This is a genomic window from Streptomyces sp. NPDC001700 (genome assembly GCF_053596435.1).
The window spans coordinates 1-16199 of record NZ_JBSFGE010000005.1 but is presented as its reverse complement, the minus strand read 5'-3'; the positions used below and the strand labels follow the sequence as shown (position 1 = coordinate 16199).

General features: G+C 69.0%; 22 protein-coding genes. 12 read left to right on the top strand and 10 right to left on the bottom strand.

Annotated elements, in window-relative coordinates; all coding sequences use genetic code 11:
- Positions 1-32 precede the first annotated feature (32 nt).
- Together ACWC5C_RS11145 and ACWC5C_RS11140 are read left to right on the top strand one after the other, a co-directional pair.
- Positions 33-494, top strand: a complete 462-nt coding sequence (locus ACWC5C_RS11145; RefSeq protein ID WP_450875174.1) for a DUF742 domain-containing protein — start codon at positions 33-35, stop codon at positions 492-494.
- A complete protein-coding gene (locus ACWC5C_RS11140) occupies positions 442-1062 on the top strand; it encodes a GTP-binding protein (RefSeq protein ID WP_450875173.1) in 621 nt (206 codons plus the stop codon). Before ACWC5C_RS11145 ends, ACWC5C_RS11140 begins: the two co-directional genes overlap by 53 nt.
- Positions 1063-1072: 10 nt before the next feature.
- On the opposite strand, the gene ACWC5C_RS11135 is transcribed toward ACWC5C_RS11140, so the two are convergent.
- A complete protein-coding gene (locus ACWC5C_RS11135; protein WP_450875172.1) occupies positions 1073-2293 on the bottom strand; it encodes an MFS transporter in 1221 nt (406 codons plus the stop codon).
- A 99-nt stretch (positions 2294-2392) separates the two neighbouring features.
- Between ACWC5C_RS11135 and ACWC5C_RS11130 the strand changes: the two genes are divergently transcribed.
- The 4 genes from ACWC5C_RS11130 to ACWC5C_RS11115 all read left to right on the top strand — a co-directional run bounded on the left by ACWC5C_RS11130 (position 2393) and on the right by ACWC5C_RS11115 (position 4683).
- Positions 2393-2773, top strand: a complete 381-nt coding sequence (locus ACWC5C_RS11130; protein ID WP_450875171.1) for an ArsR/SmtB family transcription factor — start codon at positions 2393-2395, stop codon at positions 2771-2773.
- Positions 2774-2836: 63 nt separating this feature from the next.
- Positions 2837-3577 (top strand): MBL fold metallo-hydrolase, encoded by a 741-nt coding sequence (locus ACWC5C_RS11125; RefSeq protein WP_450875170.1) that lies wholly within the window; start codon positions 2837-2839, stop codon positions 3575-3577.
- Positions 3574-4092 (top strand): NUDIX domain-containing protein, encoded by a 519-nt coding sequence (locus ACWC5C_RS11120; protein WP_450875169.1) that lies wholly within the window; start codon positions 3574-3576, stop codon positions 4090-4092. The genes ACWC5C_RS11125 and ACWC5C_RS11120 overlap by 4 nt, the downstream gene beginning before the upstream one ends.
- A gap of 132 nt (positions 4093-4224) precedes the next feature.
- Positions 4225-4683 (top strand): DUF3515 domain-containing protein, encoded by a 459-nt coding sequence (locus tag ACWC5C_RS11115; protein ID WP_450875168.1) that lies wholly within the window; start codon positions 4225-4227, stop codon positions 4681-4683.
- Between the two features lie 6 nt (positions 4684-4689).
- On the opposite strand, the gene ACWC5C_RS11110 is transcribed toward ACWC5C_RS11115, so the two are convergent.
- Positions 4690-5361: a TetR/AcrR family transcriptional regulator gene (locus ACWC5C_RS11110; RefSeq protein ID WP_450875167.1), complete on the bottom strand. Its 672-nt coding sequence runs from the start codon at positions 5359-5361 to the stop codon at positions 4690-4692.
- Positions 5362-5459: 98 nt separating this feature from the next.
- On the opposite strand from ACWC5C_RS11110, the gene ACWC5C_RS11105 reads away from it, so the two are divergent.
- The gene (locus ACWC5C_RS11105) at positions 5460-5867 is read left to right on the top strand and encodes a cupin domain-containing protein (RefSeq protein ID WP_450875166.1); all 408 of its coding nucleotides are present in this window, start codon (positions 5460-5462) and stop codon (positions 5865-5867) included.
- 2 nt (positions 5868-5869) lie between these two features.
- Here the strand turns inward: ACWC5C_RS11105 and ACWC5C_RS11100 are convergent, their stop codons facing one another.
- A complete protein-coding gene (locus ACWC5C_RS11100) occupies positions 5870-6811 on the bottom strand; it encodes an aldo/keto reductase (protein ID WP_450875165.1) in 942 nt (313 codons plus the stop codon).
- A gap of 46 nt (positions 6812-6857) precedes the next feature.
- Here ACWC5C_RS11100 and pdxR point away from each other — a divergent pair, with 46 nt between their 5' ends.
- Positions 6858-8336: a MocR-like pyridoxine biosynthesis transcription factor PdxR gene (pdxR, locus tag ACWC5C_RS11095; protein WP_450875164.1), complete on the top strand. Its 1479-nt coding sequence runs from the start codon at positions 6858-6860 to the stop codon at positions 8334-8336.
- A 236-nt stretch (positions 8337-8572) separates the two neighbouring features.
- Here the strand turns inward: pdxR and ACWC5C_RS11090 are convergent, their stop codons facing one another.
- Both ACWC5C_RS11090 and ACWC5C_RS11085 read right to left on the bottom strand, forming a co-directional pair.
- On the bottom strand, positions 8573-8845 hold the full coding sequence (locus ACWC5C_RS11090; RefSeq protein ID WP_450875163.1) for a hypothetical protein: 273 nt from the start codon (positions 8843-8845) through the stop codon (positions 8573-8575).
- Positions 8842-9189: a hypothetical protein gene (locus ACWC5C_RS11085; protein WP_450875162.1), complete on the bottom strand. Its 348-nt coding sequence runs from the start codon at positions 9187-9189 to the stop codon at positions 8842-8844. The genes ACWC5C_RS11090 and ACWC5C_RS11085 overlap by 4 nt, the downstream gene beginning before the upstream one ends.
- Positions 9190-9643: 454 nt before the next feature.
- Here ACWC5C_RS11085 and ACWC5C_RS11080 point away from each other — a divergent pair, with 454 nt between their 5' ends.
- Positions 9644-10831 (top strand): sporulation protein, encoded by a 1188-nt coding sequence (locus ACWC5C_RS11080; protein WP_450875161.1) that lies wholly within the window; start codon positions 9644-9646, stop codon positions 10829-10831.
- 6 nt (positions 10832-10837) lie between these two features.
- Here ACWC5C_RS11080 and ACWC5C_RS11075 read toward each other — a convergent pair whose 3' ends face one another.
- Positions 10838-11752, bottom strand: coding sequence for a phosphotransferase enzyme family protein (locus ACWC5C_RS11075; protein WP_450875160.1), 915 nt, complete (start codon positions 11750-11752; stop codon positions 10838-10840).
- 84 nt (positions 11753-11836) lie between these two features.
- Positions 11837-12190: a hypothetical protein gene (locus ACWC5C_RS11070; protein ID WP_450875547.1), complete on the bottom strand. Its 354-nt coding sequence runs from the start codon at positions 12188-12190 to the stop codon at positions 11837-11839.
- 392 nt (positions 12191-12582) lie between these two features.
- Between ACWC5C_RS11070 and ACWC5C_RS11065 the strand changes: the two genes are divergently transcribed.
- The 3 genes from ACWC5C_RS11065 (at position 12583) to ACWC5C_RS11055 (ending at position 15265) form a co-directional block, all read left to right on the top strand.
- Complete coding sequence (locus ACWC5C_RS11065; RefSeq protein WP_450875159.1) at positions 12583-12717, top strand: hypothetical protein; 135 nt, start codon at positions 12583-12585, stop codon at positions 12715-12717.
- Between the two features lie 821 nt (positions 12718-13538).
- Positions 13539-14345 carry an SDR family oxidoreductase gene (locus ACWC5C_RS11060; protein WP_450875158.1) on the top strand — a complete coding sequence of 269 codons (807 nt, stop codon included), beginning with the start codon at positions 13539-13541 and terminating at the stop codon, positions 14343-14345.
- 26 nt (positions 14346-14371) lie between these two features.
- Positions 14372-15265: a helix-turn-helix transcriptional regulator gene (locus tag ACWC5C_RS11055; protein ID WP_450875157.1), complete on the top strand. Its 894-nt coding sequence runs from the start codon at positions 14372-14374 to the stop codon at positions 15263-15265.
- Between the two features lie 85 nt (positions 15266-15350).
- On the opposite strand, the gene ACWC5C_RS11050 is transcribed toward ACWC5C_RS11055, so the two are convergent.
- The 3 genes from ACWC5C_RS11050 to ACWC5C_RS11040 form a co-directional block, all read right to left on the bottom strand.
- Entirely contained in the window at positions 15351-15563 is a 213-nt protein-coding gene (locus tag ACWC5C_RS11050) for a hypothetical protein (protein ID WP_450875156.1), read from the bottom strand.
- The gene (locus tag ACWC5C_RS11045) at positions 15563-15922 is read right to left on the bottom strand and encodes a hypothetical protein (protein ID WP_450875155.1); all 360 of its coding nucleotides are present in this window, start codon (positions 15920-15922) and stop codon (positions 15563-15565) included. The genes ACWC5C_RS11050 and ACWC5C_RS11045 overlap by 1 nt, the downstream gene beginning before the upstream one ends.
- An 81-nt stretch (positions 15923-16003) precedes the next feature.
- On the bottom strand, positions 16004-16199 hold a 196-nt coding region (locus tag ACWC5C_RS11040; protein ID WP_450875154.1), incomplete at its 5' end, for an N-acetyltransferase family protein.

Genomic DNA, 16199 nt, shown 5'->3' with positions numbered 1-16199 from the left:
CGCGTTGCGGGCATGCAGAAGGGGGGCGTGTGATGGCCACAGATGAACCAGAGCCGCACGAGCCGGACGGCGCGGCCATGAACCCGAGCCCGGACCCGGATTCGGAACCCGCCCCCCGCGCCTCCGCGATCCGGCCGTTCCTGCTGACCGCGGGCCGGGTCGCGGGCGGCGGCGGCACCGCGCCCCCGCTCCCGGTCGAGGCCCAGGTTGTGGCGACGTCGGACGGGCTCTCCGCCCTGCGCACGCTCACCTTCGAACACCGCGACCTCGTCGCCGCCTGCCGACGTCCGCAGTCGGTGGCGGAACTGTCCGCCCGCCTCCGGCTGCACCTCAACGTGGTCCGGGTCCTGGCGGAGGACCTGTGCACCGCCGGACACCTGGCGGTCCACGTGCCGGACGCCAGGACAGTCCAGGACATCTCCGTACTGCGAAGGGTTATCGATGGTCTCCGTGCCGTCCCCGACTCACGGGGCACACTCCGCGACAGCAGCTGAGCCCGAACGACCTCCGCTGCCCGTCAAGCTGGTCATCGCGGGCGGCTTCGGAGTCGGCAAGACCACGGCCGTGGGCGCCATCTCCGAGATCCGCCCGCTGACCACGGAGGCCGCCATCACGGAGGTCGCGGCGGGCGTGGACGACCTCACCCACACCCCCGGCAAGACCACCACCACGGTCGCCATGGACTTCGGCGTCATCACCATCGACCCGACCCTCAAGCTCTATCTGTTCGGCACGCCGGGCCAGGACCGGTTCGGCTTCATGTGGGACGACGTGGTCGAAGGCGCCCTCGGCGGCCTCGTCATCGTGGACACCCGCCGCCTGGACGACTGCTACGCGGCCGTCGACTACTTCGAGCACAAGGACATCCCCTTCGCCGTCGCGGTCAACGCCTTCGACGGCGAGGTCGAGCACGACCTGGACGAGGTCCGCTGGGCCCTGGACGTCTCCGAGCACATCCCCCTCACCGTCTTCGACGCCCGCGAGACGGGCTCGGTACGCGACGCCCTCCTCGTCGTCCTCGAAGTGGCCCTGACCAGAGCCAAATCCGCCGAACCGGCCTGACCCCTCGTCGTCACTCCCGCCCACGGCTGCTGACGACGACCACGGCGCCCCCGGCGACGGCGAGGCCCATCAGGACCAGGCCGAAGAGGGTCGCCCCGTCGGTCAGCCCCACGGCGTCGCTGAGGTAGCCCGCCGATACCGGCAGCAGACCGGCCGGAACGTAACCGCCCACATTGAGCGCCGCGTTGGCCTCCGCCAACCGCCGTGGCGGAACGGTGGAGTTGAGCAGGGAGAGGCCGCCGAGCTGGCCCATGCCCTGCCCTGCCCCGGCCAGCAGGGCGGACGCGATGAGCGCGGGGATCCATGACGTACGTACGGCGACGATGAGCGCGACCATGCTCAGGGTGGTGCTGACCGCTCCGGCGGCCAGCATCGTGCGCCGGGGCAGCTTCTGGACCGCGAACTGCACCCCGGTCGCGGCGAGGAACATCGCGAACGCCATGGCTCCGGCGACGGTCCGGCTGGTCGTGTTCAGCAGGTCGGCCAGCAGCGAGGGACCGAGCGAGAGCACGAAGGACGTCGCGGTGATGCCGGGCGCGAACACCGCGATACCCAGGGTGAGCTGTGGACCATTGCCGTGCGGTACGCCGGGCACGCGCACCCACTTCCCCTGCGCCGGGGGTGCCGCGGGGCGCCGTACGGGCATGCGCAGCACGGCGAGGATCGCGGTGCTCAGCAGCGCGGCCTCGACGACGAAGACGGTGACCGTCGGCGCGGGAAGGGCCTCGGAGAGGATTCCGGCGAGGAGCGGCCCCAGCCCGGCCCCGAAGACCATGGCGCACGAGGCCAGCAGCGCCGCGAGCCGCTTGCGGTCCGGCCCGGCCACGTCCGTCACGGCCGCCATGCCCGCCGAGACGATGGCACCGACCGCGATGCCGGTGAACAGCCGGGCGGCGACCAGCGCGGCCACGGTGTGCGCGGTGGCGAAGATCAGGCAGGCCGCCACGGCGAGGGCGAGCGCGGGCAGCAGTACGGGCTTGCGCCCGAGTCGGTCGGACAGGATGCCGGAGACGAGCAGGGAGCCGAGCAGACCCACGATGTAGAAGGCGAAGACCACCGTCAGGGTGCCCTGCGAGAACCCGATGTCCCGCTGCCACAGCACATACAGCGGCGTCGCGGCGTTGGACAGCACGAAGACGGCGGTCACCGGCCACGCGGCGAGCCACACCCACCAGGTGGGCGCCGCCGGGGCGCCCGTGGCCTCCCCGGGCACCGTTCGACTTTCCGGCATGGTGAAACCGCCCTTCCATCAGTACGAGATAAGTCGAACATAGCATGCAGTACGATTGGACTCGTACAGTCGATGTGGGGTACGAGGAGCTGACTGTGTATGTCGACGACGGTGGGTCCGCCCCCTGCCATCAAGGTGCTGCCGGAACCCGCGGCGCTGCCCGAACCGCTGCCGGAACCGGCGGTCGAAGGCCTGCGCCTGGAAACGGTGCTGGGCGCGCTGAGCGACCCGCTGCGCCTGCTCATCGTGCGCAAACTCCTCCTGGAGTCCGAGCAGTTCGACCACTCTTGCGGCTGGTTCGGGATCGACCGGCCCAAGTCCTCCCTCACCCACCACTTCAAGGCGCTGCGGGAGGCGGGTGTCACCAGGCAGCGGCAGTACGGCCTGGAGCGCCGCAGCCACGTACGCGTCGCCGACCTCAACGACCGTTTCCCCGGACTCCTGGACCTGGTGGCGGCATGGACGCCGGACGCTCCGTAACCCCTTCAAGCCGGTCGTAAAACACCTGCTCACCGCCGGGGAACGGCGCTAGGGTCCCGTGTCATGCGACTGACCGTTCTCGGCGGCTGCGGGGCCTGGCCCACCGCGGACCAGGCATGCAGCGGCTACCTCGTGGAGCACGCGGGATTCCGCCTGCTGATCGACCCCGGCTACGCCACGCTGCCGCGCCTCCTCCTGCACGGCACCGTCGACGCGGTCGACGCCGTGCTGATCAGCCACGGCCACCCCGACCACTGCGCCGACCTCAACCCCCTGTTACGCGCCCGGGGCCTGAGCGACGACCCGCCGCCGCCCCTGCCCGTCTACGCCCCGCACGGAGCGGTCGACGCCGTGCTCGCCCTCGACAAGCCGAGCATGCTCGCCGGGGCGTACCGCCTCCACGAGTTCACGCCCGGCGACCGGTTCGACATCGGCCCCTACACCGCCGACACCTGGCTCCTGCCGCACTTCGTCCCCAACGCGGGCATCCGGCTCAGCACGCCCGGCGCCGTACTCGCCTACACCGGCGACACCGGCCCCAGCCCCGACATCCCGCGCCTCGCCCAGGGCGCCGACCTGTTCCTGTCGGAGGCCACGTACGTCCACCAGGTCCCGACCGGCGACGCCCCGTACCTGCTGACAGCCCGCCTGGCCGGTCAATACGCCCACCAGGCAGGCGCCGCCCGCCTCATGCTCACCCACCTCTGGCCGGGCACACCCCCCGAAGCCGCCCAAGCAGCGGCGGCGGAGACTTTCAATCCCCCCATAGCCATAGCCACCCCCGGCCTCGTCACCCGCCTATGACCACCCGTCCCCAGCCGGGCACCGGCGCATGGGACGCCTGCCTGGCGGAAGGGAACGCCAAGCAGGCGCGCAAGCGCGTGTCGGCCGACGTGCTCTTGCGTGATGCCGCCGGGCGTGTGCTGGTGGTCAATCCGACGTACAAGGAAGCGTGGGATCTCCCTGGCGGGATGGCCGAGGCGAACGAGTCACCCGCGGATGCGGCGAGGCGTGAGCTGAGCGAAGAGCTGGGCCTCGCCGTCGAGCTGCGTGGGCTCCTGTGTGTCGACTGGGTCGCGCCGCACGGCCCCTGGGACGACCAGCTCGCGTTCGTCTTCGACGGAGGCACGCTCTCGGCCGATCAGGCTCGCTGTCTGTACCCGCGCGACCACGAACTCTCGGCCTGTGAGTTCATTGCCCCGGACGACGCCCTGGCCATGCTCCCGCCACGGACCCGCCGACGAGCCGCCCAGGCACTCCGCGCCCTGGCCGAGCGGCGGCCCGCGTATCTGGAGAGCGGCGAACACCCCGCTCCCTGACAGAGGGACCCGCGATCCCCGGCCCGGGCCGGTGTGGGGCGTGGCGGTAGGGTGCGGGCGAGGGTGTCGATGGGATAAGTGGGGCCGATGCGGTTCAGGTCATGGAGTAAAAGGGCCCGCCTCATCGCCGGGGTGTGTGTCGCGGCGGGAATCGCGGGCGCGGTCGCCTCGTATTTCCTGTTCTTTTCGAAGGTTTCCGTAGAGCCCGGCCCCTTTGCCGATAATCCGCGGTGTTCGAAGGTCATTTCCCGGGCGCCCGAAACCGTTCTCTCGAAATCCCGGGACGACGTCACCGGGGACGGCGCCGCCGCCTGGGGAGACGGATCGGTCGTGCTGCGCTGCGGCGTCACACCGCTGGCTCCGACGACCAACCTGTGCGTGACCGTCAACGGCGTCGACTGGGTGCTGGACGAGGAGCGCGCGAAGAAGGACGGGGTGCAGGTCCTCACGACATACGGCCGCGACCCCGCGGTCGAAGTGACCGTCGAGGGGGACGGATCCAAGGCCGGAGACGCCATGGTCGACCTGAACCGGGCGGTCCGCAGCATTCCCCAGAAGTCGAAATGCCTCGCCTTGGGCGACACACTCTAAGCGAATTCAGCGGGTGCCCAGAAGGCCGTCCACCAAGGCGCTGAGCCCGTCCAAGTAGGTGTCCTCGGCGGTCAGGGCCGCCCAGTCCTCCGCGACGTGCGCCAGTCGCGGAAGCTCGTCCGGGTCGAGATCGGTGAAGACCTGCTCCCGGTAGGTCGTACGGCCGTCGTCCGCGCGGCGCCGGGCCGCTGTCGCGCGGACGACGATCTCTCCGGCCGTGTAGTACCAGATCGCGCGATAGCCCTGCACGGCCCGCTCGGGGGTCAGGCCGCCTTCGACCAGGCCGTCGACGATCTGCTCGACGTACCACAGCGCGGACGCGGACATCAGGTCGTCGGCGGTCAGCACCTCCACGATCCAGGGGCAGGCGGCGAGCGCCTCATGGATCGCGGCGGCGGCGACGACGATCCGCTCGCGGGGGTCGGCGATGGGGGGCTCGGGGCGGCGCAGGGTCCGCGCGGCGTGGTCGTCCAGCAGCAGGAGGAGCAGTTCTTCCTTGTTGCGGACGTGGTGGTAGAGCGCCATCGGAGTGCTGCCGATCTCCGTGGCGAGCCGCCGCATGGTCAGCCGGTCCACGCCGTCCTCGTCCACGATCCTGCGCGCCGTCGCGACGACCTCCTCGCGGGAGATACGGGGAGGTCGGCCACGGGTTTTGCGCGGTGCGGACGGTTGCGGCATGGACCCATCATCGCTCAGGTGTCGACAGCCGCGGCCCTTCCCCGCTATTTTCCGTACACGTACAGAAAATAGCGCGACCCGACCGGAAGGACACTGTCATGACGACGACCACCCCCACTCCCACTCCCACCCCCATCGACCTGTTCGCCTCAGCGCTGCGCTTCCACCCCGACGGCGATGTCCGCGCCGCCGAGCGGCAGATGAGGGGCAGTGACCCCGACGGCGCCTGGCAGGTCGCCACCTTCCACGTCGAGACCGACGCCGACGTCCACGCCGACCACTGGGAGATGCACCCGGAGGCCGACGAGGCGGTGTGCTGCCTGAGGGGCGGGGCCCGCCTCGCCTTCCGCCCCACCGCGCCGGGCGGCCCCGAGGAGGTGGTGCGGCTGGCGGCGGGCACCGCCGTGGTCGTGCCCCGCGGGCGCTGGCACCGCTTGGAACTCGACGCCCCGAGCGACCTGATGTCGATCACCCTGCGCCACGGCACTCGCCTCGAAAAGCGCTGACGTCACATCGCGGAGTCCAGCCGTTCCCGCTGCTCGGCGCTCAGCTCCAGCGACACCCCCGCGACCGCCTCGTCCAGCTGCTCCACCGTGCTGACGCCGACGATCGGCGTGGCGGCCGGGTTGCCGCCGGTCAGCCACGCCAGCACCACCTGATTGCGGTTCGTGCCGGTCTCGGTGGCGATCTGGTCGAGCGCGGCGAGGCGGCGGGCGGTGCCGGGGTGGTCGTACTCCTCCGGAAGCGGCCGTTCCGGGCGGGTGTAGCGGCCGCTCAGCAGCGGCGTGTACGCCCACAGCTCGACGTCCGGGTGATGCTCCAGGTAGTGCAGCACCTCGTCACCGACCACACCGAACCGGTGCGACACGAGGGGCCGGGTGGCCGGGCGCGGCCGCAGGTACGTGTGGTGCTGCTGCACCGCCGTGAAGCCCGCCCCGCCGTGGTCGCGCGCGATCCGCCGGGCCCGTTCGAGCTGCCAGACCGGGTAGTTGGAGCAGCCGAGGCGGCCGACCGTCCCCGAGGAGACCAGTTCGCCGAACGCGGCGATTGTCTCTTCCAGCGGGGTGGCCTCGTCCGGCTTGTGCGCCCAGTACAGCTCGACGTGGTCCGTACCGAGGCGCCGCAGACTGCCCTCGATCCCGCGCTTGATCGCCTCGGCCGCGAGCCCCTCGGCCGTCTCCGGGAAGCGCCCGGCCTCGGTCGGCTCGCAGCCCACCTTGGTGCTGATCCTGACCCGATCGCGGACGCCCGGTCGGCGCGCGAGCCACCGCCCGAGCACCGTCTCGCTCTGCCCGCCGAAGCCGCTGGGGTCGGCCCAGAACGCGTAACAGTTGGCGGTGTCGATCCACACGCCCCCGGCGTCCACGTACCGGTCCAGGATCTCGAACGACCGACGTTCGTCCTGCGCGGTGCCGAACAGCATGGCGCCCAGCGCCAGTTGAGGATTCATGTCCGTCACGGTAGGCGGACGCGGACCGGCGGTACGCTCCAATCTTGTGGCGATTTCCCAGACCAATTTCGCGTGGGCGACGCTGCTGGAGATCGGCGCGACCGAGCCCGGCCGACGGGGGCGCCGCCTGCGCGATCACCTCGCCCGCGCGCTGCGCACCGCGATCCGCGACGGCAGGCTGACGGAGGGCGCCGCCGTGCCGCCGAGCCGGGCACTCGCCGAGGAACTCGGCTGCTCCCGCTGGGCCGTGACGGAGGCGTACGGGCAGCTCATCGCCGAGGGCTACCTCACCGCCCGGGTGGGTTCCGCGACGCGCGTCTCATGGTCGCCGGACACCACACCCCCTTACTCCCGCGCGCATCCCGCACCGCCACCGCCGCCACCGCCGCCGCCGCCGATCCGCTACGACCTCGCGCCCGGCCTGCCCGACCTGCGGGCGTTCCCGCGCCGCCGCTGGGCGGACGCCGTCCGCGCGGTCACCGGCTCGGCCGTCCACTACGACCTCGGCCTGCCCGACCCCGCCGGGCACCCGACGTTGCGTACCACCGTCGCGCAGTACCTGCGGCGCTCGCGCGGCGCGGACGCGCGGGCCGCGACCGTCACCGTGTGCGCCGGGGTCACCGACGGCCTGCTCCGTACGTGCCGCGCGCTGCGCGCCGAGGGGATCGCCGACCTGGCCGTGGAACACCCGGGCTGGGGGCGGCTGCGCGACGCCGCCACGAGCGCGGGCCTGCGGCTGCACCCGGTGCCCGTGGACCACGACGGCCTCCGCGTCGACGACCTCGTCCGCACCCCGGCCCGGGCCGTCATCGTCGGCGCGGCACACCAGTTCCCCACCGGCACGGTGCTGTCCCCGGCCCGCCGGGCCCGCCTCGTGCGCTGGGCCCGCGACGTGAACGGCTACGTCATCGAGGACGACTACGACGCCGAGTTCCGCTACGACCACCACCCGGCCGCCGTCATGCAGGGAATGGACCCGCGCCGCGTCTTCCTCCTCGGCTCGGTCAGCAAGACGCTGTCCCCGGCCCTGGGCCTGGGCTGGCTGGTCGCGCCCGCCGCGCTGACCCCGGCCCTCGCGGCGGCGAACCCCGTAGCCGCCGCACCCCCCGTACTGGACCAGCTCGCACTCGCCACCTTCATCGACCGAGGCTGGTACGACGCCCACCTCCGCGCCGCCCGACGGCGCTTCCGTGTCCGCCGCGACCTGCTGATCCGCACGCTCGACGCCCAGCTGCCGCAGGCCCGCGTCACGGGCACGGCCGCCGGTCTGCACATCCTGCTGCACCTGCCGGACGACACCGACACCCACGCAACGGTCCACGCCGCGGCCACCGCCGGTCTCCGCCTGGCCGACCTCGACGACTACCGCGTACAGCACTCCGCCGACCGCGCGCTCGTCCTCGGCTACGGCAACATCACCGACCCCGAAATCCCCCCGGCCGTCACCCTGCTGCGCGGTGCGCTGGCGGCGCGTAGCGCCACGGACACCGGAAACAAGGATGCGACGACGGCGTCCCCCGGCTAGAACGGCGGCACGTGGTCTGTGGAGGGCGGACCACGGAGTTCACATGACCTCGGCAGGGCCGCGCAACAACGACCCGCAAGAGGCTGGCCCTCGTTGATCGTCGCGCGCAGCCTGCGGGGCAACGCAGTGCGCTGCTCACCGGGTCCGGCCCGGTGAGCAGCCTGTGCAGCGTGTCGCCGAGACATCCGGCGGAAGCCATTCGGGCATCGAACGTCGGGCGATACCCCGAGCCGACATCAGTACCGGTCTCGACCGCCGGGATAGTGAACCGGCTTGCGGCACTCGGGCGCGTCCGCTCGCGCAGGCTCCGGGCCGAGCGCGAAGCACAGGCCCGCGTGGAGCAGTTCTGACTCGTCCAGCGTCAGAACCAACGGGGCGAGGGCCACCTGCTGCCCGAGTCGGACGACCCGGAGCGTCAGCGCGAGCTGGTCTCCCTCACGGCGTACGCGCAGCCCCACCGGAGCGGGCTCGATGCGCCACTCGGACGCAGCACGACGGTCCGGGCTCATCCCCATGCTCCCCTCGTTTGAGTCGGCCGGGCGTCCTCATCCTCGTCGGCTCCGGGAAGCCGCCTGCCGCGACTGTCCGCCACCCGCAGCGCGTCCCGGAGGGCCTCGACCAGGCGGTTCGCGAGGAAGCGCAGCTCCCCGGCCTCCGCCTTCGGGTTGCCGAGCAGCGCGTCGGCGTGGCCGAGGAGTTCGGTGCCCATGCGGAGCTGCACCGCTTCCATCTCGTCGGCGAGCCGGGACAGATACCCCTTGCCGTCCTCACTGGGGACCAGGAAACACGGCTTCCCGGCAGGCCCATTCCACGGCAGCAAACGCGGCTGTGCGCTCACCGGACCACCAACCATCCCGTTCGTTCGAAGATCCCGCCGATACAGTGATGCATGTCGACCTGCTTTCCTCAGGTTTGGCCACGCCCCGGGGTGCCGCAAGCGCCGCCGGGGTCTTTCCGTTCGCGACAGTCAACGACTCTCTCGGGACGAAAGGCAGCGTTCACGAGGGGGTTCACGTGCACACGAGTGGGTTCGTGGAGTACGCAAAAGGGGTTCGTGCGTGAACCCTCAGGTCTAAACTGCTGTGATCTGCAACACCTCGCGCGGCGTCAGGACGACAGCACAGATGAGCAGAGAGCCGAACCACCGCTTGGCCGCGTTGTTGGACGAGGCCGGAGTATCGAACAAAGGTCTCGCTCGGCGCGTGCGTGATGCGGGGCGGAGACACGGTGCGGACATCAGGACAAGCCATGTCGCCGTCCAGCGCTGGCTGCAAGGTGGCGGTATCCAGCCTCAGACAGCCGCATTCGTGGCCGAAGCGCTCGGTGAGAAGTTGTGTCGCAAGCTCACGCTGTCAGATCTGGGATTCGTGGAGGTGCCGCCGGAGGTGCCGAGGATCGGCACGGGGTACGAAGCCTCCCTGTCCGAAGCTTTGACGATGCTGGACAGTATCGCGCAGCTCGCCCCCGACGACGGGCAGACAAAGGTCTCCCAGTTATCGGAGAGCGACGTAAACTCGGCTGCATTTGCTTGGTTGGTTTCGCGCCCGGATGATCTGTCCAGCGATTCTGCGGCTGCTCGACGCGTCGGTATGCAGGACGTAGCAGCGATGCGCACTGTCACCGACACCTTCACCCAACTGGATTTCCTCTACGGTGGGGGCCACGGACACGCGACGCTTCGGCACTACTTCCAGCACGAAGTCGTTCCTTTACTCAAGGGGAATTTCACCCCAGAAGTCGGCAAGGCGCTGTTCGGTGCGGCAGCCGAAACCTTGTCGGTGCTGGGATGGAGCGCGTACGACAGCGGGCATCACGCCGTGGCGAACAGGTACTTGCTCTCGGCTCTCCGCCTGGCCCAAGCCGCTGGCGACCGGATGCTGGGCGCATGCGTACTCGCCAATCTCAGTCACCAGGCCAACTACCTGGGTCAGGCGTCCCGTGCCGTGCAGCTTGCCCGGGCATCGGTCGAAGGCGGGAAGGGCGGCTCCACGCCACGCGGTATGGCCCTGTTCCTCGCCCATGAGGCGCGAGCGCTGTCAACCGCCCAGGACTACAACGGCGCCGTCCGCGCGATGAACGAGGCGGAGAAGTGTTTCGAGCGAGTGAACACCGCCGACGACCCCAAGTGGCTCTCCTACATGGATGAAGCGGAGCTGGTGGGCGAGTTCTGTCACTGCTTCCGCGACCTCAAGCGAGGTTCCGAGGCCGTGCGCTTCGCAGAGCGTGCCGTAGCGCTCACTGACCCCAAGTATGCGCGCACCTTGGGCTTCGTACGCATGGTCCTGGCCCAGAGTCAACTGCTCAACGGCGACCTGGAGGAAGCGGCCGCGACGGCTACACAGGCCGTAGAGGCCGCTGAGGCGCTTCAATCCGCACGCTTCCAACGCTACGTCGAGAACTTTCAGCGCGAGATCTCTCCCAACGCGGGGATCCCTATCGTTCGGCAGTTCAATGAGCGAGTCCGGGAAGCGATGACGTCCACGGGTGGCGAATGAATAGCGTCAGCCCGGTTGCCAATCGCGGGGTGCGTCGTCGTCGCGCAGTGATGCGATGCGCCGAGCGTACTCGCTCGCCACGTCAGCGCTTTCGTTGACGTTCTGCATGAGCCATGTGGTCATCTTGAACTCTTGGATCGCCCTCAGTGTCGAAAACCCCGGCCACTGCCGCAGATCCCAGGTGTACGCGTCGACGAAGGCCGCGTAGTCGGCGTCACTGGCCCAGCCCATGCTGTCGTATTCCGTTGCTGTGACCATCAGGTCCCATTCCGGGTGGTCGCAGCAGAAGTTCTCAAAGTCGATCAAGATTGGGTTCCCCTTCTGGTCGACCATGAGATTGTCCCCGTGCGCGTCCCCATGCACAGGCCCCTTGGGCAGCTCGAAACGGAGACTTGCCAGCCGTTCACGCAACTCCCTGCCTCTCTTGCGCAGGAACGTGCGATCGTCATCCGGGATTCCGCGCACCTTCTCGATACGCAGATCAGACCGTCCGAAGGCGTCGTACCCCGGAAGGTCGAGACTGTCCGGCCGACGCAACGAGTGAAGTTCCCGAAGGACCGTTCCCAACTCGCCATAGGTCGCCTTGCGTTCGGCTTCCCGAATTACATGCCAGAAGGTCACCGGGAACCCATCCACCATCAGGGGCTGTTCCAGATCCTCTACAACGCGTGCGGCCGGGAACCCCTCCTGTGCCAACCAGCGCGACACCTTGACCTCGTTCCGCACCGAGGGCAGGTAGTCCGCTGTCCGGGCCACTCGCACGATCACAGGGTGCGACGCCAGCCGGAAGAGCGCGTTCTCGCCGAAGCGGATCAGCTTCGCGCCTTCACTCTCAAGGCGCGCTCGTCGGCAGGCAGCAGCCATCAAACGGGCGGCCCCCGCCGACGTGAACCCTGCCCCCCGAGCCCCGGAAGACGGCATGCCCGCACCTACTCCCTCTGATCGCGACGAACCACGCACCGCTCAGCAAACCAGGGTCAGGCGACTGGCACGAGATGAGCGTGCTCACCGCGAGGTGAGGCCGAGCGCGGCGTGCGCGTCGTCCAGAATCTCGCCGATGGCGGACGCGGCGCGTCGAGCCTGTGCCGCGTCGCCGCCCTCCGTGGTGTCCTCCCAGTGACGGAACTCGTTCGCGACATTCGGCTGCCGCTGAATGTGGACGCAGACGGACCACTGCGCGACGAACCGCTGGAGCGGGGCCACGTCGGAAGCTTGGCAGGACTGATCGGCGGCCTGCTCCAGTTCCCGTGCGAAGGCTGGGAGCGCAGCGGGTGCGATCTGGGCGACGGCCTGGCGGAGAGCCGTGACGGTGGCGGGTGGCTGAGGGATGAGTGGCTGCCCAGCGGCGGAGGTGGTCATCGCTGCTCCCATGGGCGAGATCATGATCCCTGGGAGCAGCGTATCGAGCGGGGCCGTAGACCGCTCACAGCTCAAGGAAACGGGGGTCCGGCCAGGTGGTGACCGGATCGCCGGTCGACGAGTAGATCTCCAACAGCGAGAGATACCCGTCCTCCGTGATCACCATGACCCTGGCGTGCTCCGGTCCGACATACCCGGCGTCCACAGCGAGCCCGCTTTCCTGCCCCCGGGGCTGGAGGCGCCGCCGTACGGTCCACGGCCAGGTCGACCGTCGCACAGCCACAACAGCACTGGCCGGCCATCCGCGCTGGGCTTGCCGAACGCGTTGAATAAGCATGCGAGTTGCGGAGTTCAGAATCCTGGAATCAACGGCGGTAGGTCCGCCCGTGTTGATGTTCACGTATGCCTCGACCTTCGCCATGCGGACGGTGATCGACGTGCTGCATTGGCTTTCGCTCAGGCAATTCGAGGCCGTGAACGCCGAGTCCACGGACGAGAGCCGCGCCCACTTCGCGGGACGCAACTGAGATTCTGTGAACTTCGACCTCGTTTCCGCGTGCCATTTGATGGAGGCTGCTTCACTTGCGAACGAAGTGAAGCGGAAGCCGACGCCTCCGTCCAGGTCGGGCGCCGAGTACCCAGCCTTCCCCCTTGCCTCGGCGGGCCCATGGGGAGCGCGCCCCTCTACTTGCGGAGAGCCGGATCTCTTTCACCCCGAAGGGACGTCGCCCGGCCTGGTGAGCCCGGCCGGGCTCGCCGCGTTCTTCTACCCCGTCCAGGGCGAACGGTTGCCGGGTCCCGCAGCAAAACGAGGTTGGAGATCAAGGTACGGGCTTGCGCGTACCAGTGGTAGACGCGCCATTCGAGACTGGCTGCTCAGCGAATTCGCAGGTCAGAGCCCGTGAATGGGCTGCTCCCCGATGGAACAGTGATCGGGGGGCCAGCGGGGGTTGCGGGAACCGTGACCACCTGATCAACGTGCCCGCCCGCCTGGCCCGCTCCACCCGACGCCTCACCCCGCACCTGCCCGAACGCTGGCCCTGGAGCGAGGAATGCCCGAATCCGCAACTCAGCCCCAACACGGCCTGCACGACCCCGAAACGATCAAACGGGAATCAAGCCGGTGGATCCGGGGTGAGTCAGCGCACCAGGCAAAGGGGGCTCTCGTAGTACCTGTATCACCAGGGTCTCCCAGACGTCCCAAACGCCTGTCAACCTGGTTGAGTCGAAAGCGCCGACAACACTCCGTGGACACGCACTGCAGCTTTACCCCCATCAGTTCAATTCAGCTGCCCCGAGTGCGCGACCGTCTCGGCGCATTCTTCCACGACAGAAGGGGCGGAGACCAATGGCGGACAACCAATTCACCACTCACGCAGAACTTTTCGATCTGAGTGGGAAGTGCGCCCTTGTCACTGGCGGTACCAGGGGCATTGGGATGATGATAGCGCGCGGCCTTCTCCAAGCGGGCGCCCGCGTCGTCATCAGCTCACGCAAGGCAGACACGTGCGCGGAGGCACAGCATCTACTGTCCGAATTCGGCGACGTTCAAGCAATCCCCGCCGACCTGTCCAGGCACGACGAGTGTCAGCGCCTCGCTGATCTTGTCAAGGTGGACTCGGAACGCCTGGACATCCTTGTCAACAACGCGGGAGCGATGTGGCGCGAGCCGCTAGCGACGTTCCCGGACGAGGCCTGGGACTCAGTGATCGACCTCAACCTCAAGTCGCCGTTCTGGCTGGTGCAGGCGCTGCTCCCCGCACTTCGCAGGGCGGGCACCGCCGATGATCCCGCGCGGATCATTAACATCGGCAGTATCGCCGCCATCCACGTCGCCCAGTCGCCCAACTACTCGTACGCCAGCAGCAAAGCGGCACTCCATCAACTCACCAGAGTGCTTGCCAGAGAGCTGGGCCCACAGCACGTCACGGTGAACGCGGTAGCACCGGGAGTGTTCCCGTCGCAGATGATGGCGTCCACGCTCGATGCCATCGGCGACACGATCGCGGCGGCGGCCCCTCTGCGCCGGCTCGGCCGCGACGACGACATGGCGGGTATCGCCGTGTTTCTCGCTAGCCGGGCTGGGGCCTACCTCACGGGCACCATCATCCCGGTAGACGGCGGCATCGCGACGACCGCATCGGGTACCCCTTAGGCTGCGGACGGGCTTACGGTGAGGGGATGGCCACGATGGATCTACGCACCGAGATCCGGGAGTTTCTCAGCTCGCGTCGCGCCCGCATCGCACCCGAGCAGGCGGGCCTGCCCGCTTACGGCGGCAACCGTCGGGTCAAAGGTCTGCGCCGCGAGGAGGTAGCGCTACTGGCGGGGGTATCGGTCGACTACTACGTGCGCATGGAGCGCGGCAGCCTCGCCGGTGCCTCCGATGGCGTGCTCGACGCGTTGGCCTCTGCCTTGCAACTCGACGAGGCCGAGCGCGACCACTTGTTCCATCTCGCGCGCCAATCCAGGGCGCCCAGCGGCCCACGCCGGCGTAGGCCTGCCGTGACGGTGCGCTCGACGCTGCAGCAGGTGCTCGACGCGATTTCCGATGCGCCGGCCTGGATCGGTAACAGCCGTTATGACGTGCTCGCCATGAATCAACTCGCTCGCGCGCTGTATTCACCGGTGCTGGCCGACCCGCGACGGCCCGCGAACACAGCGCGGTTCGTCTATCTCAACCCCGAGGCGGCCAGAGATTTCTTTGTCGACTACGACCAAATTGCCCGTGACGCGGCCGCGAAGCTACGCATGGAGGCCGGCCGCAATCCGCACGACGAGGAGCTGATCGCCCTAGTCGGCGAACTGTCAACGTGCAGTGAGCTATTTCGGCAGCGGTGGGCATCTCAGGACGTGCGGCTGCACCGGTCCGGCCGCAAGCGTGTGCGCCATCCGATCGTGGGCCAGCTCGACTTGGACGTCGAGTCCCTGGAACTGCCCGCCGAACCCGGCCTGCACCTCAACGTCTTCACCACCCCCGCGGGCACACCGACCGCTGACAATCTAGCGCTCCTGGCGTCGTGGGCGGCCACCCAACAGACGCTGGCGACCGAGATCGAAGCACACAACGGATAGTCCAACCCCTTCAGCCGTACTGGTCAGCGGACCATGACGTGGGGCAACAATCTGCCGGAAAGTAAACACGGGAGTGAGGCAAAAATCAGTGTGGACACGCGCGTGAACCCTCGCTCGCCACGTCAGCGCTTTCGTTGACGTTCTGCATGAGCCATGTGGTCATCTTGAACTCTTGGATCGCCCTCAGTGTCGAAAACCCCGGCCACTGCCGCAGATCCCAGGTGTACGCGTCGACAAAGGCCGCGTAGCCGGCGTCACTGGCCCAGCCCATGCTGTCGTATTCCGTTGCTGTGACCATCAGGTCCCATTCCGGGTGGTCGCAGCAGCTGCGTGCGCGTCGTCCAGGATCTCGCCGATGGCGGACGCGGCGCGCCGGGCCTGTGCCGCGTCGCCGCCCTCCGCGGTGTCCTCCCAGTGACGGAACTCTTTCGCGAGGCTCGGCTGCCGCTGGATGTGGACGTAGACGGCCCACTGGGCGACGAACTGCTGGAGCGGGGTCACGTCGGAAGCCTGGCAGGACTGATCGGCGGCCTGATCCAGCTCCCGGGTGAAAGCGGGCAGGGCGGCGGGGGCGATCTGCGAGACGGCCTGGCGGAGGGCCGTGACGGTGGCAGGCGGCTGAGAGATGAGTGGCTGTCCGGCGCTGAAGGCGGTCATTGCTGCTCCTATGCGCAGATCCTGATCCCTGCGAGCAGCGTATCCAGCGCAGTACCGGTGCCGCCGCCCGCACAGCACGGCTCAGCCGCCCAGGTCGTGGTACATGACGTGCAGTCCGACCGGGCCGAGCGCCGGATGTCGAAACGCGCCCGGGACGGTGCCGATGAGGGTGAATCCGAGGCGTTCGTACAGTCTGACGGCGGGGGTGTTGGAGGCGGCGACCGCGTTGAACTGCACGCCCGCGTAGCCGCTGGTCGAGGCCCAGTTGAGCAGGTAC